21 protein-coding genes are annotated in these 21,927 nt (G+C 64.2%); 8 read left to right on the forward strand and 13 right to left on the reverse strand.

Annotated elements, in window-relative coordinates; all coding sequences use genetic code 11:
* Positions 1-49 precede the first annotated feature (49 nt).
* Positions 50-1,018, reverse strand: a complete 969-nt coding sequence (locus tag ABFK29_RS07850; RefSeq protein WP_040604251.1) for an NADPH:quinone oxidoreductase family protein — start codon at positions 1,016-1,018, stop codon at positions 50-52.
* 282 nt (positions 1,019-1,300) lie between these two features.
* Between ABFK29_RS07850 and ABFK29_RS07855 the strand changes: the two genes are divergently transcribed.
* From ABFK29_RS07855 to ABFK29_RS07870, 4 genes are read left to right on the forward strand one after another with little or no spacing between them, the layout of a single operon-like run.
* Positions 1,301-1,672: a helix-turn-helix domain-containing protein gene (locus ABFK29_RS07855; protein WP_040604252.1), complete on the forward strand. Its 372-nt coding sequence runs from the start codon at positions 1,301-1,303 to the stop codon at positions 1,670-1,672.
* 54 nt (positions 1,673-1,726) lie between these two features.
* Positions 1,727-2,527 (forward strand): histidinol-phosphatase, encoded by an 801-nt coding sequence (gene hisN, locus ABFK29_RS07860; RefSeq protein WP_415857458.1) that lies wholly within the window; start codon positions 1,727-1,729, stop codon positions 2,525-2,527.
* 12 nt (positions 2,528-2,539) lie between these two features.
* Positions 2,540-3,880 (forward strand): 8-oxoguanine deaminase, encoded by a 1,341-nt coding sequence (locus ABFK29_RS07865; protein ID WP_005856759.1) that lies wholly within the window; start codon positions 2,540-2,542, stop codon positions 3,878-3,880.
* Positions 3,877-4,302: a CAP domain-containing protein gene (locus ABFK29_RS07870; protein ID WP_232281522.1), complete on the forward strand. Its 426-nt coding sequence runs from the start codon at positions 3,877-3,879 to the stop codon at positions 4,300-4,302. Before ABFK29_RS07865 ends, ABFK29_RS07870 begins: the two co-directional genes overlap by 4 nt.
* A 6-nt stretch (positions 4,303-4,308) precedes the next feature.
* Here the strand turns inward: ABFK29_RS07870 and guaD are convergent, their stop codons facing one another.
* Positions 4,309-5,595: a guanine deaminase gene (gene guaD / locus ABFK29_RS07875; RefSeq protein ID WP_040604253.1), complete on the reverse strand. Its 1,287-nt coding sequence runs from the start codon at positions 5,593-5,595 to the stop codon at positions 4,309-4,311.
* A gap of 125 nt (positions 5,596-5,720) precedes the next feature.
* Between guaD and mgtE the strand changes: the two genes are divergently transcribed.
* Both mgtE and ABFK29_RS07885 read left to right on the forward strand, forming a co-directional pair.
* Positions 5,721-7,124 carry a magnesium transporter gene (gene mgtE / locus ABFK29_RS07880; RefSeq protein ID WP_005856766.1) on the forward strand — a complete coding sequence of 468 codons (1,404 nt, stop codon included), beginning with the start codon at positions 5,721-5,723 and terminating at the stop codon, positions 7,122-7,124.
* On the forward strand, positions 7,121-7,675 hold the full coding sequence (locus ABFK29_RS07885) for a 5-formyltetrahydrofolate cyclo-ligase (RefSeq protein ID WP_040604254.1): 555 nt from the start codon (positions 7,121-7,123) through the stop codon (positions 7,673-7,675). Before mgtE ends, ABFK29_RS07885 begins: the two co-directional genes overlap by 4 nt.
* A 43-nt stretch (positions 7,676-7,718) precedes the next feature.
* On the opposite strand, the gene purD is transcribed toward ABFK29_RS07885, so the two are convergent.
* Positions 7,719-8,981 carry a phosphoribosylamine--glycine ligase gene (gene purD / locus ABFK29_RS07890; RefSeq protein ID WP_005856771.1) on the reverse strand — a complete coding sequence of 421 codons (1,263 nt, stop codon included), beginning with the start codon at positions 8,979-8,981 and terminating at the stop codon, positions 7,719-7,721.
* 163 nt (positions 8,982-9,144) lie between these two features.
* Here purD and xseA point away from each other — a divergent pair, with 163 nt between their 5' ends.
* Both xseA and phaR read left to right on the forward strand, forming a co-directional pair.
* Positions 9,145-10,686: an exodeoxyribonuclease VII large subunit gene (gene xseA, locus ABFK29_RS07895; RefSeq protein WP_005856773.1), complete on the forward strand. Its 1,542-nt coding sequence runs from the start codon at positions 9,145-9,147 to the stop codon at positions 10,684-10,686.
* Positions 10,687-10,822: 136 nt separating this feature from the next.
* Positions 10,823-11,368, forward strand: coding sequence for a polyhydroxyalkanoate synthesis repressor PhaR (gene phaR / locus ABFK29_RS07900; RefSeq protein ID WP_005856775.1), 546 nt, complete (start codon positions 10,823-10,825; stop codon positions 11,366-11,368).
* 75 nt (positions 11,369-11,443) lie between these two features.
* Here the strand turns inward: phaR and ABFK29_RS07905 are convergent, their stop codons facing one another.
* The 10 genes from ABFK29_RS07905 to ABFK29_RS07950 form a co-directional block, all read right to left on the reverse strand.
* Positions 11,444-12,637, reverse strand: coding sequence for a DegT/DnrJ/EryC1/StrS family aminotransferase (locus ABFK29_RS07905; protein WP_040604315.1), 1,194 nt, complete (start codon positions 12,635-12,637; stop codon positions 11,444-11,446).
* Between the two features lie 141 nt (positions 12,638-12,778).
* Positions 12,779-14,080, reverse strand: coding sequence for an NAD(P)/FAD-dependent oxidoreductase (locus ABFK29_RS07910; RefSeq protein WP_005856779.1), 1,302 nt, complete (start codon positions 14,078-14,080; stop codon positions 12,779-12,781).
* Positions 14,081-14,177: 97 nt separating this feature from the next.
* The gene (locus ABFK29_RS07915) at positions 14,178-15,536 is read right to left on the reverse strand and encodes a glutamine synthetase family protein (protein WP_005856781.1); all 1,359 of its coding nucleotides are present in this window, start codon (positions 15,534-15,536) and stop codon (positions 14,178-14,180) included.
* Positions 15,533-16,216 carry a type 1 glutamine amidotransferase gene (locus tag ABFK29_RS07920; protein ID WP_005856782.1) on the reverse strand — a complete coding sequence of 228 codons (684 nt, stop codon included), beginning with the start codon at positions 16,214-16,216 and terminating at the stop codon, positions 15,533-15,535. Before ABFK29_RS07920 ends, ABFK29_RS07915 begins: the two co-directional genes overlap by 4 nt.
* A gap of 70 nt (positions 16,217-16,286) precedes the next feature.
* Positions 16,287-17,633, reverse strand: a complete 1,347-nt coding sequence (locus ABFK29_RS07925) for a glutamine synthetase family protein (protein WP_005856784.1) — start codon at positions 17,631-17,633, stop codon at positions 16,287-16,289.
* A gap of 68 nt (positions 17,634-17,701) precedes the next feature.
* The gene (locus ABFK29_RS07930; RefSeq protein ID WP_040604255.1) at positions 17,702-17,905 is read right to left on the reverse strand and encodes a hypothetical protein; all 204 of its coding nucleotides are present in this window, start codon (positions 17,903-17,905) and stop codon (positions 17,702-17,704) included.
* Between the two features lie 316 nt (positions 17,906-18,221).
* Positions 18,222-19,031: an ABC transporter permease gene (locus tag ABFK29_RS07935; protein WP_005856788.1), complete on the reverse strand. Its 810-nt coding sequence runs from the start codon at positions 19,029-19,031 to the stop codon at positions 18,222-18,224.
* A gap of 67 nt (positions 19,032-19,098) precedes the next feature.
* Entirely contained in the window at positions 19,099-19,980 is an 882-nt protein-coding gene (locus ABFK29_RS07940; protein WP_005856790.1) for an ABC transporter permease, read from the reverse strand.
* Between the two features lie 269 nt (positions 19,981-20,249).
* Positions 20,250-20,975: a transporter substrate-binding domain-containing protein gene (locus ABFK29_RS07945; protein ID WP_005856792.1), complete on the reverse strand. Its 726-nt coding sequence runs from the start codon at positions 20,973-20,975 to the stop codon at positions 20,250-20,252.
* A 75-nt stretch (positions 20,976-21,050) separates the two neighbouring features.
* Positions 21,051-21,824, reverse strand: a complete 774-nt coding sequence (locus ABFK29_RS07950) for an ABC transporter ATP-binding protein (RefSeq protein WP_040604256.1) — start codon at positions 21,822-21,824, stop codon at positions 21,051-21,053.
* Between the last annotated feature and the right edge of the window lie 103 nt (positions 21,825-21,927).

The raw sequence follows: 21,927 nt of genomic DNA on the forward strand, positions 1-21,927 counted from the left end.
GCCGGACCGGGGCGCGGGTTTTGCGCCCCGGGTCAATAATATGGTCTGGTCACATGTCCTGTATGGTGATGACCACCTTGCCGGTCGACTTGCGGTCACGCAGCAGGGCCAGCCCCTCCGCCGCCTTTTCGAGCGGATAGGTGTGGCTCACGTGCGGTTTCAGTCGGCCGTCGCCATGCCAGGCCATCAGCGTCGCCAGTGAGCCGGTCAGGATGTCGGGCCGGAACGCGAGATATCCGCCCCAGTAGACACCAAGCACGGTCAGGTTCTTCACCAGCAAGTGGTTGGCCTTGACCTGCGGCACGTCGCCGGAAGCGAACCCGATCGGCAGCAGACGCGCCTCGGGTTTGCAGGCACGGAAAGCCGCTTCCCACTGCTCGCCACCGACCGGATCATAGACCACGTCCGCCCCGCCGAGCGCCTTTACTTCGGCCCGGATGTCTTGCGTACGCGCGTCGATCAGATGATCCGCACCTGCCGCCTTTGCGGCTTTCAGCTTGTCGGAGCCACGGGCACAGGCAATCACGGTTGCCCCCATCAGCTTGCCGATTTCCACCGCCGTCAGCCCGACGCCCCCGGCGGCGCCCAGCACAAGGAGGGTTTCTCCCGGCAGGAGTTTCGCGCGGTGGTCCAGCGCGATATGGCTTGTGCCATAGGCGATCTGGAACGCGGCAGCGGTGGTGAAGTCCATCGTGTCGGGCAGGTGGACGGCGCGTTTGGCATCGAAACACGCCATCTCGGCCAGGCCGCCTTGCCCGCCGAACACCGCCACGCGGTCCCCGGGAGCGAAGTTTTCGACACCCTCACCGAGCGAATCAACCACGCCGGAGACCTCCATTCCGAGCACGAACGGGCAGTCCGGGGTATCCTGATAGGTACCCTTGACCATCAGAAGGTCAGCGAAGTTGAGGCCGCAAGCGGCGACCCTGACCCGAATCTCTCCCGGTTTCGGGGTGGGAACCTCGATTTCCGTCAACTCCGGTCCGGAGTCCGGAAAAGATTTTACGTACGCACGCATAGGCGCCTCCTATCCTTTTGCGCTGGAAGATCGCCAAATATCTCTTGGCTCGGTCGTGCAATGTGCAGGTCCAAATTGGCAACCGCAACAATTCCTGTTTTTTTTCAACTTTGTGTTGTTCTCGATTCTCGTTTACCATTATTAGGTGGTTGTGTGTCTTGATATGAGTGACCGTTTTGATGTAGCACATCAGGCCATACACGTGCAGGATGAGGCTGGTCGGACGGTGTGAAGAAAACCGGGTCTCTCATTTGGCCAAACTTTAAAATAGGAAGACACACGATGGCGCATCCCGTTGACGTTCATGTTGGAAAACGTATCAGACATCGCCGCTGGCTGGTGGGTATGACACAGCAGCAGCTGGCCGAGAAAGTGGGTATCAAGTTCCAGCAGATCCAGAAGTACGAGACGGGCGCGAACCGTGTCAGTGCTTCCCGGCTCTGGGATATCGCAGATGCACTCGACGTCCCGGTGAGCTTCTTCTTCGAAGGTATCGAGAACGAGAATGCCGAAGTTGCCGCTGGCGACCATGTCCCGGCAGACATCCTCGGCGACAAGGAAGCGCTCGACCTCGTGCGGTCCTACTACGCCATCCCCGAGAACCAGCGACGCCGCCTTTTCGAACTCGCGCGCGTTCTGTCCGACGTGGCTTGAGCCGCCCCGCCACCTGCGCTAGCCCCTCGGGGGTGAACCGCAAGGAGGCGACAGGTGGACATTTCAGGACGATTGGCCGAGAATTTGATCGGCACTGCGCACGCCCTTGCAGATGCAGCGGGGGCGGCCATACTCCCTTACTTCAGATCCGCCGGATTGACCGCAGACAACAAGCTGGCGGATGGGTTCGATCCCGTCACTGTTGCCGACCGCGCCGCGGAACAGGCGATGCGCCAGGTTCTGGCCGAACGTCGACCCGACGACGCTATCCTCGGCGAAGAATATGGCAAGCAGTCCGGCAGCAGCGGCCTGACATGGGTGCTCGATCCGATCGACGGAACCCGTGGATTCCTTGCCGGTACACCGACGTGGGGTGTGCTTGTCGCTCTGTCGGACGAAAACGGTCCGCGCTTCGGCATCATTGATCAGCCCTACACGGGCGAACGCTTCTTCGGCGGGCTGGGGCAGGCTGCGTGGCGTGGTCCGCGCGGGCAGGGCGCGATGGCCACGCGACCGACGGCCGCTCTCGAAAACGCCCTGCTTTTCACCACCTTCCCGGAAGTTGGCCAGCCACAGGACCGCGCGGGTTTCGAAGCCGTTGCGAGCCGCGTCAAACTGGTGCGCTATGGCATGGATTGCTATGCCTACGCATTGATGGCAGCCGGGCAGATCGACCTCGTCATCGAGGCCGGGTTGCAGGCCTACGACATCCAGGCCCCCATCGCCGTGATCGAGGCGGCGGGCGGGATCGTGACGGACTGGGCGGGCAGGCCAGTGCATAACGGCGGCCGCGCCCTGGCAGCGGCCAACCCGGAGTTGCACGCGGCGGCACTGGAGATTCTGAAAGGCTATTGAGGAGCCGCGCCGATGCCCGAAATACTGATCCGCAATGCCCGCCACGTGCTGACCATGGACGACGCCGGGACGGAGACGGCCGGAACCGACATCCGCGTGCGGGACGGGATCATTGCGGAAATCGGCACGGGCCTGACCACCACGGGCGAAATCGTCGATGCCGCTGCGTGCGTCGTCACGCCCGGTCTCGTGAACACCCATCATCACCTCTACCAGACGCTCACCCGGGCCGTGCCAGGCGGGCAGGACGCCTTGCTTTTCGGTTGGTTGCAGACGCTCTATCCGATCTGGGCGCGTTTCGGACCCGAGGAAATATTCGTCTCGGCGCAGATCGGTCTGGCCGAATTGGCGCTGACCGGATGCACGCTGACCTCCGACCATCTTTACCTCTATCCCAACGGCGCGAGGTTGGACGACAGCATTGCCGCGGCGCGCGAGGTCGGGCTGCGGTTCCATCCGACGCGTGGTGCCATGAGCATCGGGGAAAGCGAGGGCGGCCTGCCACCGGACAGCCTCGTGGAACGCGAAGCCGCGATCCTCGAAGACTGCATCCGCGTGGTCGACACCTTCCACGATGCCACCGAGGGGTCCATGGTCCGGGTCGGTATCGCCCCCTGTTCGCCCTTCTCGGTCAGTCGCGATCTGATGCGCGATGCGGCGCTGCTGGCCCGCGACAAGGGTGTCATGCTGCACACGCACCTCGCCGAGAACGATGAGGATATCGCTTACAGCGAGGCGCATTTCGGCTGTCGGCCCGGCCAGTACGCCGAGGATCTCGGCTGGACCGGCGACGACGTCTGGCATGCGCATTGCGTGAAGCTCGATGCGACCGAGATCGACCTCTTCGCCCGCAGCCGGACCGGAGTGGCCCATTGCCCTTGTTCCAACTGTCGGCTGGGCTCTGGTATCGCGCCGGTCCGCGCCATGCGCGACGCCGGTGTGAAGGTGGGCCTGGGTGTCGACGGGTCGGCCTCCAACGACGCGGGCAGTCTTGTCGCAGAGGCGCGGCAAGCCATGCTCCTGCAACGTGTCACCCGTGGCGCCGATGCCATGAGCGCGCGGGAAGCGTTGCGCATCGCCACACGCGGCGGGGCCGAAGTGCTGGGCCGCCACGATTGCGGCCAGATCGTCGTGGGCAAACGGGCGGATATCGCGCTCTGGGATGTGTCGGGCGTCGAGTCGGCCGGAAGCTGGGATCCGGCTGCGCTCCTGTTGGCGGGTCCTCCAAAGGTCCGACACCTTCTGGTTGAGGGGCGGCAGGTGGTCCGGGATGGGCAAATGGTGACTTTCGATCTGGACGCTGCCATAAAAAGGCAGAACTCGCTTGTGCGTCGTCTGGAGAATATTCTGTGAAATTCGTTTATGGTCTATGTCTTGCGGCTATTCTTGCCGCTGGCGGTGCCGCCGCTCAACCGGTCCGTCAAATGCTGAACGGACTGCGCGCCGAAGAGGGGCTTGATCCTGTCACAGCTTCCCCCCGGCTTGAGGAAGCCGCCAAGGCTCACGCGCTCGACATGGCCCGCAAGGGCTTCTTTTCGCATCAGGGATCGGACGGCAGCGACATCATGGCCCGCGTTCGGCGGCAGGGATATGGCGCTTGCGCCGTGGCCGAGAACATCGCCAAGGGGCAGACAACCCTGTCCGAGGTGCTGGGCGACTGGATCAACTCTCCGCCGCATCGTGACAACATGGTGAATCCGGAAGTCAGGGAGTACGGGCTGGTCCGCGCACCGGGCGATGTCTGGGTGCTCGTGCTTGGCCGCGACGGCTGCTGAGACAGCTCACGGCTTCGACGGTTTGCCCATCACGTAGGTTTCCCTGATCGCGCGGTCGTCGCCCATCATGATCGTCGGGAAGAGCGCCTCCCATACGGTTTCGGCCACTGCGGACCGTTGCGCGATGGCGGGCGTGGAGGCGAGGTCGAGAACGACGAAATCCGCTTCTGCCCCCGGTTCGAGCCGACCGATGCTGTCTTGTCGCAAGGCACGCGCCGACCCTTCGGTCGCCAGCCACAGCAGTTCGGCCGGATGCAGGGCCCGGCCCCGCAACTGCGCGACCTCGTAAGCTGCTGCCATGGTGCGCAGCATGGAAAACGAGGACCCGCCGCCCGTGTCGGTCGCCAGCCCGATCCGGTGGCCATCGGCCATCAGTCCGTCCATGTCGAACAAACCGGAGCCGATGAAGGTGTTGGACGTCGGGCAATGCACCAGCGCAGCGCCAACCTCGCGCAGCCGGTCGCGTTCGCGCGGTTCCAGGTGGATCGCATGGCCGTAAAGACCGCCAGCGCCGAGCAGGCCATGCTCCTCGTAGGTGTCGAGGTAGTCGCGGGCCTCCGGATACAGCCCTTTGACCCAGGCGATCTCTTCGGTTTGCTCCGACAGGTGCGTCTGCATAAGACAGTCGGGATGCTCTGCCCACAGAGTGCCGAGCGCGGCAAGCTGCTCTGGTGTCGATGTGGGGGAAAATCGCGGCGTGATAACGTAGGACGCCCGCCCGCGCCCGTGCCAGCGGTCGAGCAGCGCCTTGCTGTCGTCGTAGGCGCTTTGCGCGTTGTCGCGCAGCGTGTCCGGCGCGTTGCGGTCCATGCAGGTCTTGCCTGCGAACACCCGCATGCCGCGCACCGCCGCCGCCTCGAAGATCGCATCGACGGACGCCGGGTGGATCGTGCAGTACGTGCAGACCGTGGTCGTCCCGTGCGCCAAAAGAAGGTCGAGGTAGCGCCCCGCAATCTTCTGCGCATAGGAGGGGTCGCTAAATCGGCTTTCCTCCGGGAAGGTGTAAGTGTTCAGCCAGTCGATCAGCCTTTTGCCCCAGCTCGCGATCATCGCGGTTTGCGGGTAATGCGCATGGGCGTCCACGAACCCGGGCAGGATCAGCCCGTTGCCATGGTCTTCCACCTTGGCCTCGGGGTGCCGTTTTCTGAGCGCGTCCGCCCCGCCGATGTCACCGATCTTGCCGTCAACGACCAGAATCGCGCCGGAAGTGACGTGCTCTGCCGCTTCGTCTCCCTCGTGGAAAGGGTTCGCACGGAACCGGATCAGTTGTCCGAGATGCAGCTTTGAGGTCATTGCGATCTCCTTCCCACGCAAACCGTTCCGACCCTATGGGTCCGGCGCGAAAAGGACAATCTGCCCTGTTGCTTTCTGGGCGCTTGTCCTAGTCTCCGTGACAAGAAACGCGGAAGGGCAGGCACATGGCGCACGAAAGCGAGGCAGCGGCCGAAGAGGACGCGCTGGAAGAGGCGCGCGACGAGGGGTACGACCTCGACCGAAAGGCTGTCGCGCGCATTTTGTACGCCGTCGATACCGACGACCGGGAGCAACTTGTCGCGCTCATGGAGCCGCTCCACCCGGCCGATATCGCCGACCTTCTGGAACAGGTGAACGCCTACGACAGGATGCGCCTGGTCCGCCTCTACGGGCACGAGATGGACGGCGATATCCTCTCGGAGCTGGACGAGGCGCTGCGCGAGGAAGTCATCGGAATCCTGACGCCGCAGGTGCTGGCCGAGGCGATCCGTGAACTCGACTCCGACGATGTTGTCGACCTGATCGAAGACCTCGACGCGCCGCAGCAAGAAGCGATCCTGGACGCTCTGCCGGAAAGCGAACGCGCCGCGGTCGAGCAGTCGTTGGCCTACCCGGAGTTTTCCGCCGGCCGCCTCATGCAGCGCGAAGTCGTCATGGCGCCGGAGCATTGGAGCGTCGGCGAGGCCATCGATTTCCTGCGCTCGTCCAAGAGCTTGCCGGAGCAGTTCTATCATATCGTGCTGGTCGATCCGCGGCTGCGGCCCGTTGGCAACGTCACACTCGGGCGGCTCATGTCCTCGAAGCGCGACGTGACGCTGAAATCGATCCAGGAGGAATCCTTCCACACCATCCCGGTGGCGCAGTACGAGGGCGAGGTCGCCTATGCCTTCAACCAGTACCACCTGATCTCCGCCCCGGTGGTGGACGAGAACGACCGCCTTGTCGGACAAATCACAATCGACGACGCAATGGCGGTGCTCGATGAGGAGAACGAGGAAGACATCCTTCGCCTGGCCGGGGTGGACGGCGAAAGCCGCTTGTCCGACAAGGTCGTGGACACGGTCAAACGCCGCATTCCCTGGTTGGCGGTCAACCTTGTGACAGCGGTTATGGCCAGCCTCGTCATCGCACAATTCGAGGCAGCCATCGCCGAGGTCGTGGCGTTGGCGGTGCTGATGCCGATCGTGGCGTCGATGGGGGGCAACGCCGGGACGCAGTCGCTGACCGTCGCGGTTCGTGCGCTGGCGACCAAGGACCTCACCGGCTCCAACCTGTGGCGCGTGATTCGGCGCGAGGGTGCGGTGGGCCTGATCAACGGCGTGGCCTTCGCGGTCATCATGGGGATCGTCGGGATCATCTGGTTCGGGTCGCCTGCCCTGGGTGGCGTTATCGCATCGGCCATGGTCATCAACCTCGTGATCGCGGGGCTGGCGGGGATCATTATTCCGGTGGTGCTGGAAAAGGTCGGCGTCGACCCCGCCCTGGCCTCTGGCGCCTTCGTGACCACCGTGACCGACGTGGTCGGCTTCTTCGCCTTTCTCGGTCTGGCCGTCGTGGTGCTTCTGTGAGCCTGGAACAGCGCAAGGCCGCTGCCCGCAAGGCGGCCTTTGCGGCAAGAAAAGCGGCGTTCGAGGCACGGTTGCCCGGTCAGGCGGGACGTCTGAGTGAAATACTGGCAGGACACCGTGGCGTCCCGTTATCAGGGTACATGGCCATTCGGACCGAGATCGACCCGCTCGCAGCCATGGCCGAGGCTTCCGCCTATGGCCCCGTCGGCGTGCCGGTCATCGCCGGTCCGGGTCTGCCACTCAGTTTTGCCGTTTGGGAGCCGGATTGTGAGATGTTGGACGGCCCGTTCGGTGCGCGTATCCCGGCGTCAGGCGAGATGATGGATCCGGAGATCCTAATCGTGCCGCTGGTCGCATTCAGCCGGAGCGGGGGCCGTCTTGGTTATGGCGGCGGATTCTACGACCGGACGCTGGAACGCATGCGGGCCAAACGGCCGACCCTTGCCATAGGGTTTGCCTTTGCCGGTCAGGAAATGGTTGATCTTCCGCTGGAGGACACCGACCAACCGCTCGACCTGATCGTGACCGAGCGGGAAATCATCGAACCCTGAAACCAGGCTCTGGCAAACCGACTGTCCCGCCTTTCCACGCGGATCAGAGCGCGCGCCAGCCGATGTCGCGGCGGCAAAACCCTTCGGGCCAGTCGACTGCATCGACCATACCATACGCCCTGTCACGCGCCTCGCGCAGCGTGGCGCCACGTGCAGTTGCGTTGAGGACGCGTCCTCCCGTGGCCGTCACCGCGCCGCCGGCCTCCGTCGTGCCCGCGTGAAACATGACGTTGAAGCTGTCCTCGGTCAGGGCGTCCAGCCCGCGGATAACGGTGCCTTTCGTGTAACCGCCGGGGTAGCCGTCGGCGGCCATGACCACGGTCATCGCATGATCGTCGGCCCAGTTGACCTGCGCATCGGCCAGCCGCCCTTCTGCGCAGGCGTGGATCAGATCGAGCGCCTGGCCACCCAGCCGCAGCATCAGCACCTGACATTCCGGATCGCCGAACCGCACGTTGTACTCGACAAGCCGCGGCTGGCCGTTCTCGATCATCAGGCCCACATAGAGCACCCCCTGGTAAGGGGTGCCGCGCCGGACCATTTCGGCCATGCAGGGGCGCACGATCTGGTCGAGCGCCTTCGCCGTCACGGCATCGTCCATGATCGGGGCGGGGGAATAGGCGCCCATACCGCCCGTGTTCGGGCCGGTATCGCCTTCGCCGACACGCTTGTGGTCTTGCGCCGTTCCGACCGGCAGGCAGGTTTCGCCGTCGACCAGGACGAAGAAAGACGCCTCTTCGCCGGTCATGAACTCCTCGATCACCACTTCGGCGCCCGCACCGCCGAAGGCGCCACCGAACATGTCATCGACGGCAGCGCAGGCGTCTTCCAGGGTTTCCGCGATGATGACGCCCTTGCCGGCGGCCAGACCGTCCGCCTTGACCACGACCGGGGCCCTTCCTCCACGAATATGGGCTTTTGCTGCATCGAGGTCGGTGAAATGGCCGTAGGCTGCTGTAGGTGCGCCGCAGGCATCGCAGATTTCCTTGGTGAAGCTTTTGGAAGCCTCGAGCCTGGCCGCCGCGGCTGACGGGCCGAAGACCGACAGGCCGGCCTCCCTCAGACGATCGGCGACACCCGCGGCAAGTGGCGCCTCCGGTCCGACAATCACCAGGTCGATGGCGTTATCCGAGGCGAACTCGACCACCACGCCACCGTCCTCAATATCGATCCGGGCACATTCCGCGATCTTCGCAATGCCCGCATTGCCCGGCGCGACGATCAGCTTGTCGCATTTCGGGTTCTGCAGGGCGGCCCATGCCAAGGCGTGTTCTCGTCCGCCGCTGCCGAGGATGAGGATGTTCATGGGCGTGCTCCAGTGTTGCGGTCGGGGCGGATAGCCGTGGTGGGACCGGGGGCCGGCCCCCGGACCCCCGAGGTATTTGTCACCAAGATGAAGGACGGGGGCGCTTTTGATCGGTTTACGGGTGCTTTAAGGTTCCGGCGAAGTGAGGGCAAGAGAGCGTGACATGGACCTGATCGACGACGGCACGAACGGCAACACGCCGGAATTCTCGGTTTCCGAGCTTTCGGGCGCGGTGAAGCGCGTGATCGAAGGGGAGTTCGGTTTCGTCAGGGTGCGCGGCGAGGTGGGCCGCGTGTCGCGGCCGCGGTCGGGCCATGTGTATCTGGATCTCAAGGACGACCGGTCGGTGATTTCAGGGGTGATGTGGAAGGGCGTCGCATCGCGCTTGCAGACCCAGCCTGAAGAGGGGATGGAGGTGGTGGCCACTGGGCGGCTGACCACCTTCCCGGGGCAGTCGAAGTACCAGATCGTGCTCGAAGACATCCGTCCGGCGGGCGCGGGCGCCTTGATGGCGATGCTGGAAAAGCGCAAAGCGGCGCTGGCGGCAGAGGGGCTGTTCGACGCCGGGCGAAAGAAACCCTTGCCTTATCTTCCGGAGATCATCGGTGTCGTGACCTCTCCCTCGGGCGCGGTCATCCGTGATATCCTGCACCGCCTGCGTGACCGGTTCCCGCGCAAGGTGCTGATCTGGCCGGTGGCGGTGCAGGGCGCGGCCTGCGCGCCGGAGGTGGCCCGGGCCATCGAAGGGTTCAACCGCTTCCAGCCGGGTGGCACCCTGCCGCGACCGGACCTGCTGATCGTGGCGCGGGGCGGCGGATCCGTCGAGGATCTTTGGGGGTTCAACGAGGAGGTCGTCGCACGCGCGGCAGCCGCTTCGCACATTCCGTTGATTTCCGCGGTGGGGCACGAGACGGACACCACGCTGATCGATTTCGTTTCTGACCGGCGGGCGCCGACCCCGAGCGCCGCCGCGGAACTGGCGGTGCCCGTGCGGATGGAACTTGCGGCACAGATCCGGGACTTTGGCGCACGAATGACCCGCGCCATGGGGCTTCGGGTCGAGCATCGCGGGCAGCGGCTGCGCGATCTTGCCCGAGCGCTACCGCGCCCGGAGGAACTGGTCGAAGGACCTCGGCAACGGCTGGATGTCATGGGCGACCGACTGCCTGCGGCGCTGACCCGCGCTGTGGACCGACAGCGTTTGCGGTTGACGGAAACGGTCGGGTCGTTGCGGCCTGCGATCCTGCGCCGTGCCGTGTCAGTGGAACGCGGGAGGATGGACGAACGGTCCGCCCGCCTCGGGCCGGCACTGGCGCGGGCCGTAAAGGTGCGGCGGGACACGCTGGAGGCCCGGGCCGCACGCCTGTCCCCCCGCGCCATACTGCGCGACATCGGAACCGGGCGCGAACGGTTGGACCGGTTGTCCCAGCGACTGGATGCGGCGCAGGCGGCCCGCATCCAAGACACGCGCCAACGACTGGAGGCCCTTGCCCGCCTCGCAGAGACACTGTCGTATCGCGCCACTCTGGAACGGGGCTTTGCCGTCGTCTGGTCGGACAGCGGGGTCGTCACCAGCCGCGCCGCCGCCGATGAGGCGACTGGGCTGGAAGTGGAATTCTCCGACGGGCGCATGAAACTTGGCGGGGCGGCCCCCGCGCGCCGCAAGGCAAAACGGAAGCCACCGGAGCAAGGCAGCCTGTTCTGAGCGTTGCGCCGGCCTTAACCTCCTGCCACGTCACGCTTTCAGCGCATGGAAGCCCTGCTCATAGAAGGGTTTCCTTTTCTTCTGCGCTCGCATAGGCTTTGCTGCATCGCTGCATTTTCCGGAGGAGGGGGAACCCGTGGCCGAGACCCAAAAACCGCTTTTGATCAAGCGTTACGCCAGTCGGCGCCTGTACAATACCGAGACCTCCGACTACGTGACGCTGGAGGATATCGCTGGGTTCATTCGTGATGGGCGGGACGTGCAGATCGTCGACCTGAAGTCAGGCGATGACCTCACCCGGCAGTACCTTCTGCAGATCGTTGCAGAGCATGAAAGCAAGGGCGAGTCCGTTCTGCCGATCAACGTGCTGACCGATCTGGTGCGCAGCTACACGACGCAGGCCACCAGTTCGGTCCCGCAGTTCCTTGCCCAGACCTTCGAGATGTTTCGCGACAGCCAGTCCAAGTGGGTGGAGAACATGGGCAACATGAACCCGTCCATGGCCAAGAGCCTTGAGGCAATGCAGGCGCAGCAGGAGGCATTCCTGAAAGCGATGACAGGCGGGGTCGCCGGTTCCACCGGTCCGACGATGGAAACGCCGGCCAATGGTGGCGACGATCTGGACGACATAAAGAAACAGCTGGCGGAACTGCAGAAGAAGCTGTCGAAGCTGGACAAGTAAAGCGGTGTTCCATCGAAGGCGCGCCTGCCGGGATGACCGGTGCGCGCCTTTGTTATTCCTATAGGCCTCGAATGATCAGGTGCCGTAGGCCAGTTGGTCGCCCATGACGCTTTCGGCGGCTTGGATCAACACGGCGGCGACTGCATCGCAGTCTTCCGGTGTCAGGCGCGCCGGCAGTCGGGTATCGCAGGCGCACATCAACATGGCGCGGGTCCGGGGCAGATCGGGCATCTCCGGCAAGAACTTCCAGTTCCAGTAGGCGCGGGCGTTGTCCGTGCTGAGCCCAAAGACCTGAACCTTCACGCCATTGCTTGCCGCCATCGAGACGAAGTCGCGCGTCTGTGCCTCGTCCATTCCGACGACGTTGAACTGAAGCGAGTCCGGGGCCCGCATCTCCGGCTCGAGACGGGCCGGGACATGCAGCCAGGGCGAGGCGTCGATCTGCGTGGCCACCCGATCATGGTTGCGTCGCCCGTCGGTCACTCGGCGCGCGATATGGGGAATTTGAGGACGGATCACCGCAGCCGAGAGGTTCGACATGCGCAGATTGTAAAGCGGCAGGCGGTTCTGCCAGCGGTCAAAAGCGGCCCCAAGCTCGGCAGTGTTGTCGCCGGGGCGCAGGTGTTTCTGCCACATGTGTTCGTAAGCGCCGGAAAGGATCACGGCGCGGGCCACAATCTCCGCGTCGTCGGTGATCAGGATGCCGCCCTCGCCGGCGTTCAGCAGTTTGTAGGACTGGAAGCTGAAGCAGCCGATCCGGCCGATGGTGCCGATCTTGCGACCGTGCCAAGTGGTGCCCAGCGAATGCGCTGCGTCCTCGATGACCGGGATGCCCTTCGCGTCGCAGAGCGCCATGATCGCATCCATGTCGGAGGTGTGCCCCCGCATGTGGGAAACGATGACCGCTGAAACGCTGTCCAGCTTGGCCGCGAAGTCATCCAAGTCGATGCGGTAGTTGTCACCGCATTCGCAGAGCACCGGGATGAGGTCGGCGTGGATGATGGAAGATGGCACGGCGGCGAAGGTAAAGCCCGGGATCAGTACGCGCGCGTCGCGTGGCAGACCCAGCGCCTTCAGCGACAGGAACAGTGCGGCCGAGCACGAGGACACTGCCAAAGCGTATTTCACGCCCATTTCGGCGGCGAATTCCCGTTCCAGCAGGGCAACGGGCGCGTCCTGAGGCGCGGTGTAACGGAACAGGTCGCCGGATTGCAGCAGGCGGTCGATCTCGGCGCGGGCCTCGGGCGGGATCGGCTCTGCGTCATGCATGTTCGGAAGCACGGTTTTCAAATTCCTTAAGATCCGTTTTCGGAAATGTAAAACAAGCCGCCGCGCAGCGCAAAGGGTCTTTGCGCCGCAGGACGCGACGGTCAGGGATTTTGTGGCCTATGGGTGACGGGACTGAAGGTGTCAGATGCCCAGCCGGTCGCGCAGAGAAAACCATGTCATCGCCAGCACCAACAGCGGAGAACGAAAGGCGCCGCCGCCCGGGAAGACCGGCGTGGGCAGGCGCGCGAAGGTGTCGAACCCCTCCGACTGGCCGCGCACCGCCTCTGCAAGAAGGCGGCCAGCCTGCACCGCGTTGCCGACGCCGTGCCCGGAATAGCCAGAGGCCGACAGCACGTTGGACCCCAGCCGTGCCAAGTGGGGCAGGCGTTTCATAGTGATCGCCAGAGTGCCGCCCCATGCGTGGGTCAGGGGCGCCTCCGCAAGGTGGGGGTAGATCTGCGAGAGGGGCTTGCGCACCGTGGCGCGGATGTCCTTCGGGAACCTGTAGCCGTAGCTTTCGCCGCCGCCGAACAGCAGGCGGCGATCTTCGGACAGGCGGAAATAGTTGACCACGAAGAGGTCGTCGGCGACGGCCACGTCGCGCGCCAGCACCTTCTTTGCCGCGTCCCCCAGCGGTTCGGTCGCGACGATGAAATTGTTGATCGGCATGACCCGCGCGGCAACGTTGGTGTCTAGCCCGCCAAGGTAGCCTCCGGTGGCAAGGATCAGGTGGTCGGCCTCGACCCGTCCGGCCTCTGTCTGGACCGTGACGCGGGCGCCTTCCTTGATATGGTGCACCGCCGAACGTTCGAAGATGCGCGCCCCTGCGTCATCCGCCGCCCGGGCCAGCCCCAGCGCCAGCCGCAGAGGGTGCAGGTGCGCGGCCCCCATATCGAGCATACCGCCGCAATAGGCGGGCGAGGGGCAGACCGCGTGGAAAGCCTCCTTGTCCATCGCCTCGATCGGGTAGCCATAGCGGTCGCCCATGTGCGCGGCGTAGCGGTGGATCCAGTCGGCGGAGTCCGCCGAGGTTGCAGCCCAGGCCACGCCCGGTTTCAGTGCACAGTCGATGTCATGCCGTGCCACCAGATCCCGGACCAGCGCCTTGGCGTCCTCGCCAAGCTCCCAAAGGCGCCGCGCCTCGTCCGGCCCAACCATCTTTTCCAGGGTGAACTGGTCCTGCCTTTGGCCGGAGCCCAATTGTCCACCGTTCCGTCCCGATGCGCCGAAGCCCACGCGATGCGCCTCGACCAGCACCACGTCGAGACCGGCTTCGGCGAGGTGCAGGGCGGCCGACAAGCCCGTGTAGCCGCCGCCCACCACGCAGACGTCCGCCTTGACGGTGCCCTGGAGCACGGGGAATGGCGGCAGAGGGTCCGCCGTCTCGGCGTACCAGCTTTGCGGGTATTCACCGCGGCGGTCGTTTGAAAACAACAGGTTCACGGGACCTCCACATGTCTTTGGCCAAAGGTCGGATGGCTGCGCGCCGTGATGCGCCGGGTTCCAGGCGCGGCAGTGGACAGCGCGCCCGCGACAGGGGTCATACGTTCAGGAGCAGGTGTTCCCGTTCCCACGGAGAGATCACCTGCAGGAATTCCTCGTATTCCGCCCGCTTGACGATCCCGTATACCCGGCAGAACTCCGGCCCGAGCACTTGGTGCAGGGCGTGGGCCTCCTCGAACAGTTCCAGCGCCTGTCCCAGCACCTGCGGGAAATCGCCGTCGCCCTCGTAGGCATCGCCCATGAACTCGTCCGAAGGCTCCAACTCGGCCACCAGACCGAGGTAACCGCAGGCCAGCGAAGCCGCGATCCCCAGGTAGGGGTTGCAGTCCATGCCCGCGACGCGGTTCTCCACCCGGCGCGCGTCGGGCGAGGCCAGCGGCACGCGGATACCCGTCGTCCGGTTGTCGCGGCCCCATTCGAGGTTGATAGGCGCCGCGTGGTCCTTCACATACCGGCGGTAGCTGTTCACGTAGGGCGCCATCACCGCGATGGCCGTCGGCATGTGCCGCTGGAGTCCACCGATGAAGTGGCGGAACATCGCGGTCTCTTCTCCCTCCGGCCCTGCAAACACGTTCTGGCCGGTCTTCAGGTCCAGCACCGAATGGTGGATGTGCATGGCAGAGCCGGGTTCGTCCGCGATCGGTTTGGCCATGAAGGTGGCAAAGCAGTCGTGCCGCAACGCGGCTTCCCGGATCAGGCGTTTGAAGTAAAAGACCTCGTCCGCCAGCCGGACCGGGCTCCCGTGCCGCAGGTTGATCTCGAGCTGTCCAGCGCCGCCTTCCTGCGTGATGCCGTCGATCTCGAAGCCCTGCGCCTCGGCAAAGTCGTAGATGTCGTCGATCACCGGGCCGAATTCATCCACCGCGGTCATCGAATAGGCCTGGCGCGCCGCCGCCGGACGGCCCGAACGGCCCATCATCGGCTTGATGTCATGCGCCGGGTCGATGTTGCGCGCGACGAGGAAGAACTCCATCTCCGGCGCCACGACAGGTGTCCAGCCCTTCTCTTCGTACATCGCCACGACCCGCTTCAGCACGTTGCGCGGCGAAAAGGGGATCGGCTCTCCATGCCTGTCGAAGGCGTCGTGAATGACCTGCAACGTCCAGTCGCCCGTCCAGGGCGCGGCCGTCGCGGTGGTCATATCCGGTTTCAGGATCATGTCCCGTTCGATGAAACCGTCGTCGCCAGCCGCTTCGCCCCAGTCGCCGGTGATCGTCTGGTAGAAGATCGAGTCCGGCAGGTGGAAGTGCTTCTGACGGGCGAATTTCGAGGCTGGCACCGCCTTGCCGCGCGCAATGCCCGGCAGGTCGGAGATGATGCACTCCACCTCGTCCAGCCGCCGTTGCGCAAGGTAGTCCCGTGCCGCCTCCGGCAGGTCGTCCTCGAATCCGCTCATGAAATCGTCCTTTCCCGGAAGAACCGCGCGAACATCTCGGCGATCTCTCCGCTGTCGAGGGGCGTCCCCAGTTTCGCTGCAGCCGCCGCCAGAGTGTCGTCCGGCACCACGCCGGGGCCGCGTTTTTCGATCAGGGCGCGGGTGTAGGCGTCGCCGAACTCCGGATGGGGCTGCACGCTCAGCGCCTTGCCGGGATACAGCAGGGCGGCATGTGTGCAGAAATCGCTGGACGCGATGGTTTCGGCTCCGGCGGGGGGCGTGATGACCTGGTCCTGATGGTAGGCGTGGATCACCTTGTCGCCACTCGGGAAGCGGTAGGTGACGGGTCCGATGGACCACCCGCCCTTGAATTTCTCGACGTGCCCGCCAAGCGCCTGCGCGATGGCCTGATGGCCGAAACAGACGCCGACCATGGGCTTGTCGGCGGCAATGGCGTCACGGATGAACTGCATCAGCGGTTCCATCCACGGATGGTCTTCGTAGACCCCATGCCGCGAGCCGGTGATCAGCCAGCCGTCGGCATCCTCGACGCTTTCCGGAAAGACGCCATCGACGACCGACCAGCTTTCGAAGTCGAAGCCGTAGGGTTTCAACATACGGACGAAAAATCCCGGGTATTCGCCGAACTCGGAGACGAGATCAGCAGGAACAGGGCCGGTTTGCAGAATACCGATCTTCATGGATCACCACGGTTTGTCGGGACGTTATGCGTCTCGGCGCCGCACCGCAAGGGGGCGCGCAGAGGCGGGTTCAGACGGTGTCGAGGTAGATGTCGACGCGCTCCTGCTCGGTCAGGTCTTCCATGTCGCGGCTTTCCTGGCGTTTGAGCATGACGATGTTGCGGATCATCTCGCGCGGGAAGATGCGCGGCAGGACGGTGCTTTTTTCGAAGGCGTCGATGGCGCTGTCCCAGTCGCGTGGGATCGAAGGCAGGTCCTGCGCATAGGCGTTGCCGGTGATCGGGGCCGGCGGCAGCTCGCCGTCCTCGATCCCCATCAGCGCCGCGCCGAGGATCGCAGCCAGGGCGAGGTAGGGGTTCACGTCGCCGCCGGAGACGCGATGTTCGATACGGCGCGCGGCCGGACTGCCCGAGGGCACCCGGATCGCCACGGTGCGGTTCTCGTAGGCCCAGGACAGGGCCGCGGGCGCATGCGCACCCGGCACGAACCGTTCGTAACTGTTGAGGTGCGGGGCATAGATCAGCGTGCTGTCGTGCAGCGCCTTCAGGCAGCCGGCGATGGCATGGTGCAGGACATCCGTCCCCTCGGGCCCGCCGTTGTCGAAGATGTTCCTCCCGTCCTTGTCCAGCACCGAGAAATGCGCGTGCATCCCCGAGCCGGCATAGTCGGCATAGGGTTTCGCCATGAAGGAGGCGGCGAAACCATGTTTGCGGGCGAGGCCTTTCACCAGCGTCTTGAACAGCCATGCGTCGTCCGCCGCCTTGAGGCCATCCTCCTGGTGCAGCAGGTTCACCTCGAACTGGCCCAGACCGGCCTCCGAGATCATCGTGTCCGCAGGGATGTCCATCATCTCGCAGGCTTCGTAGAGATCGGTAAAGAAGGTATCGAAGGCGTCGAGGGCCCGGATCGACAGGACCTCGGCCATGTCGCGCCGCTTGCCCGAGCGGGGCGATACCGGCACGCGAAGTGTGCGCCCGCTGTCGTCGATCAGGTAGAATTCCAGTTCCACCGCGCTGACCGGCGTCAGGCCACGCTCGGCATAGCGTTGCAGGATCGCGTTGAGCACGTGACGCGGGTCCCCGTCGTAGGGACGCCCGTCCTCGTGGAACATCCACAGCGGTATCATGGCCGAGGGCGCCTCCAGCCATGGCATGGGCACGAAGCCGCGTTCCGTCGGGAACAGTGTGGCGTCGCGGTCTCCTGAATCCAAGACGAGAGGGCTGTCCTCGATGTCCTCGCCCCAGATGTCGACGGACAGGGCGGAATACGGAAAGCGCGTTCCCTCCGACAGGAGCTTGACGGCGGAAGGAATGGGCATCCGCTTGCCGCGTGCTACGCCGTTAAGGTCGCATGCTGCGGCTCGGATGGTACGGATCTGCGGGCGCTCGTGCAGCCAGGAGGCAGCGGGGGCGGGCATTGTGGGCCTCGTTATCGTTTTTTGATCAAATTACTGATAACGAGAAGCAGCCCTCTTTGACAAGGCCGCTACTGTGTCTCGACGCCGGAAAAGAGGAGCGCCGACGCAAATTCGACCGGAAGCAGCAGCAGACCGATGACTGTAAAGAACATTCGGCGGCGTCCGACGCGCGTCATGTTCTGATAGCCAGTGGAGGATTGCATCGCGAGGTATGTCAAAATGATCAGTGCCATTCTCACGGCGAACAAGGCTAGGACGAGTGTGACTGTCATTGCCGGGGCTCCATTCAGGTTGTTCGGCGTCTTTCGTATCGGCCTTATGAGACATAGTTGACGAAGCCACGGACACTGCAAGTGCTGGGCGCCGGGCAGCAATACCGATTGCCCGGTTCAATGGCAGTCGGACTTCGGACGCAAAGAAATCATGCGTCCTGATAAGGGACAAACCAGAGCCCAAGCCGTCCTGCGCCGGGAACCCGACGAGGCTTCCTACCAATATGAGTTGAATTCGCCGTAATTTGCACACGTTATGCGGGCATAAGTTTCACGGAACCGAGACATGCGCGGATCCCTGCCAGACGGTCGCGTGTCAGCGCAGGAGGATCTGGGGTTTCAGCCGCAACCTCGGACGTACCGTGCTTGGCAAGTGGCGGTTCAACCTCCGGTTCACGAGCCCGAACACCGAGATGATCGCGAGCGTGACAAGGATGAAGAAGCCGGCGAGGATGGGGTACGGGACAAAGGGATTGAACGTCTTGTCCGCGAAATACTGCGCGTAATACAGCGCATCGCCACCCTGCTGGCGTGCCGGGAAACCCGAAAAGAAGACCAGCGTGGTTGCGTGGAACAGGAAGATCGCCTCGTTGGTGTAGGCGGGCCATGCCAGCCGCAGCATCGTCGGCCAGGTGATCTTGCGGAACTTCGCCCACCCAGCAAAGCCGTATGCATCGGCGGCCTCCAGATCGCCCTTGGGCACCGACAGCAGGGCGCCGTAGAAGATCTCTCCGGAATAGGCGGCGGTGTTCAGGAACAGCACGATCAGCGCGCCGAGCCATGCGGAGGTGAAAGGATCGAAGAACGGATAGACCGACTTCAGCGACTGGAAGGTGAAGTAGGCAAAGAAGAACTGGATGAACAGCGGGCTGCCCCGGAAGACGAAGATGAACCACTCTGCCGGTTTGCGCAGCCACGGGCGGACGGACGCCTTGCCAAGCGCCAGCGCCGTCGCAAGGAAGAAGCCGGTCATCAGCGCAAGCAGCCCGAAGTACACGTTCCAGATCATCCCGGACCCGATCAGAACGACCTGCTTGCACAGGGTGAAATCGTCGCGCGGCAAAAGCCGTTCGCCATATCCCAGCGACCGGAAAGCGTACATCTGAACCGTGTCCCAGCAGCTCATGCGCTGTACTCCTGCGGTCGCGCAGGCATGGTCGGATGGGGCGAAATGCGGGGCACCGTCAAATTCATCATGCCGTCTTTCTCTGTGCTTCGCCGCCCATGGTGGCCTGTCCGTGGGTCAGCCGCTGCATGATCCGCGCAAGAACCTTTTCGGAAACCCACGTGAACAGCAGGTAGAAGACAAGCAGCGCCAGGAAGTACCACATGCGCCAGTCGCCGTGCGGGTAATCGGTGAATCGCGCCGTCTTGGCTCCGCCCAGTTCGCGCGCCCAATAGACGATATCCTCGACGCCAAGCAGGAACAGGAGCGGCGTCGCCTTGATCAGCACCATCCAAAGGTTGGACAGGCCGGGCAGGGCATAGACCCACATCTGCGGGACAAGGATGCGCCAAGTCGTCTGGCGCGGCGACATGCCATAGGCCTCGGCGGTCTCCAGCTGCGCGCGCGGGACCGCCCGCATGGCGCCAAAAAGCACGTTTGCCGCGAAGGCTCCGAAGACGATGGCGAACGTCAGCACCGCCAGCAGGAAACCGTATGTCTCGTGCTGCCACTGCGGGGCGTTGCCCAGAGGCAGCTTGGCGGCGGCGCAGACCACGAAGTCGTTGCCCTGCCGGATCGGCATGTCCCAGTCAGGGCATTTGATCTCGTGCCGGATCCATTCGAAGAACTGGTCCAGCGCGATCACGAAGAACAGGAAGAAGGCGATGTCGGGCACGCCGCGGACGATGGCGATGTAGCCACGGCCGAACAGCGACAGCGGCAGGAACCGAGAGCGCGCCGCCATCGCGCCGCCCAGACCGAAGGCCAGCGCAACGGGCGCGGTGATCGCCAGCAGCAACAAGACCGTTCCGATGGACCAGTAGATCGCAAGGTGCTTGCCCGTCGTCAGGTAGCATGACAGCCACGCGAGACCGTCCAGAACGCTCGGGTCAGTGCAGAAATTGAACATTCCGGGCTCCTGCTGCGCCCGGGTGCGGGCGGCGACCGGTCGTGACACCTCTGCGCGTCTTGTCCGGTCCGGATCGTCCGGCGGGGCGGACGGGTCTCACAAAGGCGTTTGGGCGAACGGCTCCACGGTGGATGCAATAGGGGCCCTTGGCAAGACAGCTGTGGACCGAGGCTCTAGGACACATGCGCCGTCGGCCTGATGGCCTTCCCACTCGGCCGCGCATCCCGAAGAAACCGGGCCGCACGCAGCGCGCGCGGCCCTTGCCGGGATCAGAACTGTTCGCCGATTTCCCACTTGGCGATCAGCTCGTTCAGCGTTCCGTCATCCTTCATGGACTGGATCGCCGCATCGAACTTTTCGCGCAGCTCGCCGTCGCTTTCGCGCACACCCATGCCGACGCCGCCACCGATCAGGACGTTTTCGCCCACGAAGACGAGGTCGGCGTTCTCTGCTTCGATCGGTTCGAGGTAGGCCTTGTCGGCCAGGACCGCATCCGCCTCGCCGTTGCGCACGGCAGCGATGGTTTCGTCCGGGGTGGCGAACTCCAGCAACGTCGCGCCCTGTTCGGCTACGTATGATGCCTGGATCGTGTTGGCCTGCGCCGCGATCACGCCGCCTTCGAGGTCAAGTTCCGTGCCGTCCATGGCCAGGAAGGCGGAAGGGTCCGGTTGAGTGTAGTTCTGAGTGAAGTCGATCACCTCGTCGCGTTCGTCCGTGATCGACATGCCTGCGATGATCGTGTCGTAGTTGCCGCTGACAAGGTTCGGGATGATCGAATCCCACTCGTTCGTCACCCACTCGCAGGTCAGCTCGGCGCGTTTGCACAGCTCGTCGCCCAGCTCGCGCTCGAAGCCGTCGACCTCGCCCGCGTCGTTGATGAAGTTGTACGGAGGGTAGGCGCCCTCGGTCCCCATGCGCACAACCGAGTGGCTCTCGGCCATGGCTGCACCGGCCATCATCGCCAGCGCGGCGGTTCCGATCAGAAGTTTCTTCATGTCTTGCTCCCTGAGTTTACCGGGTCCCGTCCCATTGTCCGGCCCGGCGTATTTGGTCAGACGGTCGTTGCCGCCTCACGCATGAACGGTCGACCGCAGGAACCCCTGCAGCCGTTCCGATTTCGGTGCGCCGAAGAGCGTCTCTGGCGGGCCTTGTTCCTCGACCAGACCCTGATGGAGAAAGATCACATGGTCCGAGACGTCAGAGGCCATCTTCATGTCGTGGGTGACGATCAGCATGGTGCGGCCTTCCTCGGCCAGCGCCTTGATGACTTTCACCACTTCCTGCTCCAGCTCGGGGTCGAGCGCCGACGTCGGCTCGTCGAACAGCAGCGCTTCCGGCTCCATGCACAGGGCGCGGGCGATTGCGGCGCGCTGTTGCTGGCCGCCAGAAAGCTGCGCCGGGTAGGCATCGCACTTGTCGCCGATCCCCACCTTGTCGAGGTAACCGCGCGCGGCCTGTTCCACTTCATCGCGCGGGCGGCCCAGCACGGTCAGGGGCGCCTCCATCACGTTTTGCAGGATGGTCATGTGGGACCAAAGATTGAACTGCTGAAACACCATCGACAGGTTGGTGCGAATGCGCAGAACCTGCTTCGGGTCGGCCGGTCTGCGGGCATGGCCCGATCCCTTCCAGTGCACCGGTTCTCCCTTGAAGACGATGTCGCCCTGCTGGCTGTCCTCAAGCAGGTTGCAGCATCTGAGCAGCGTGGACTTGCCAGACCCGGACGATCCGATCAGCGACACCACGTCTCCCTTCCGGGCGGTCACGTCCACGCCCTTCAGCACTTCGAGACTGCCATAAGCCTTGTGAAGATTGCGGATTTCGATGACGGGTGTTTCGGTCAAGAAGGCCTCTTGCGGGTCCGGTCTGGCGCGTTGCCGGGTATCAACGCGCAATCGCGTGATGTTGGCAAGAGGGCAGAGGTCAAAAAGCCATGCCTGACGTTTC

The sequence above is a fragment of the Sagittula stellata E-37 genome, assembly GCF_039724765.1.
In the GTDB taxonomy this organism is placed as follows: Bacteria; Pseudomonadota; Alphaproteobacteria; order Rhodobacterales; family Rhodobacteraceae; genus Sagittula; species Sagittula stellata.

Excerpts from the sequence above, each read along its gene's own strand:
- ABFK29_RS07850 (WP_040604251.1), bottom strand. The coding sequence starts at position 1,018 with ATGCGTGCGTACGTAAAATCTTTTCCGGACTCCGGACCGGAGTTGACG.
- ABFK29_RS07855 (WP_040604252.1), top strand. The coding sequence starts at position 1,301 with ATGGCGCATCCCGTTGACGTTCATGTTGGAAAACGTATCAGACATCGC.
- ABFK29_RS07865 (WP_005856759.1), top strand. The coding sequence starts at position 2,540 with ATGCCCGAAATACTGATCCGCAATGCCCGCCACGTGCTGACCATGGAC.
- guaD (WP_040604253.1), bottom strand. The coding sequence starts at position 5,595 with ATGACCTCAAAGCTGCATCTCGGACAACTGATCCGGTTCCGTGCGAAC.
- mgtE (WP_005856766.1), top strand. The coding sequence starts at position 5,721 with ATGGCGCACGAAAGCGAGGCAGCGGCCGAAGAGGACGCGCTGGAAGAG.
- purD (WP_005856771.1), bottom strand. The coding sequence starts at position 8,981 with ATGAACATCCTCATCCTCGGCAGCGGCGGACGAGAACACGCCTTGGCA.
- xseA (WP_005856773.1), top strand. The coding sequence starts at position 9,145 with ATGGACCTGATCGACGACGGCACGAACGGCAACACGCCGGAATTCTCG.
- ABFK29_RS07905 (WP_040604315.1), bottom strand. The coding sequence starts at position 12,637 with ATGCATGACGCAGAGCCGATCCCGCCCGAGGCCCGCGCCGAGATCGAC.
- ABFK29_RS07915 (WP_005856781.1), bottom strand. The coding sequence starts at position 15,536 with ATGAGCGGATTCGAGGACGACCTGCCGGAGGCGGCACGGGACTACCTT.
- ABFK29_RS07920 (WP_005856782.1), bottom strand. The coding sequence starts at position 16,216 with ATGAAGATCGGTATTCTGCAAACCGGCCCTGTTCCTGCTGATCTCGTC.
- ABFK29_RS07925 (WP_005856784.1), bottom strand. The coding sequence starts at position 17,633 with ATGCCCGCCCCCGCTGCCTCCTGGCTGCACGAGCGCCCGCAGATCCGT.
- ABFK29_RS07930 (WP_040604255.1), bottom strand. The coding sequence starts at position 17,905 with ATGACAGTCACACTCGTCCTAGCCTTGTTCGCCGTGAGAATGGCACTG.
- ABFK29_RS07935 (WP_005856788.1), bottom strand. The coding sequence starts at position 19,031 with ATGAGCTGCTGGGACACGGTTCAGATGTACGCTTTCCGGTCGCTGGGA.
- ABFK29_RS07940 (WP_005856790.1), bottom strand. The coding sequence starts at position 19,980 with ATGTTCAATTTCTGCACTGACCCGAGCGTTCTGGACGGTCTCGCGTGG.
- ABFK29_RS07945 (WP_005856792.1), bottom strand. The coding sequence starts at position 20,975 with ATGAAGAAACTTCTGATCGGAACCGCCGCGCTGGCGATGATGGCCGGT.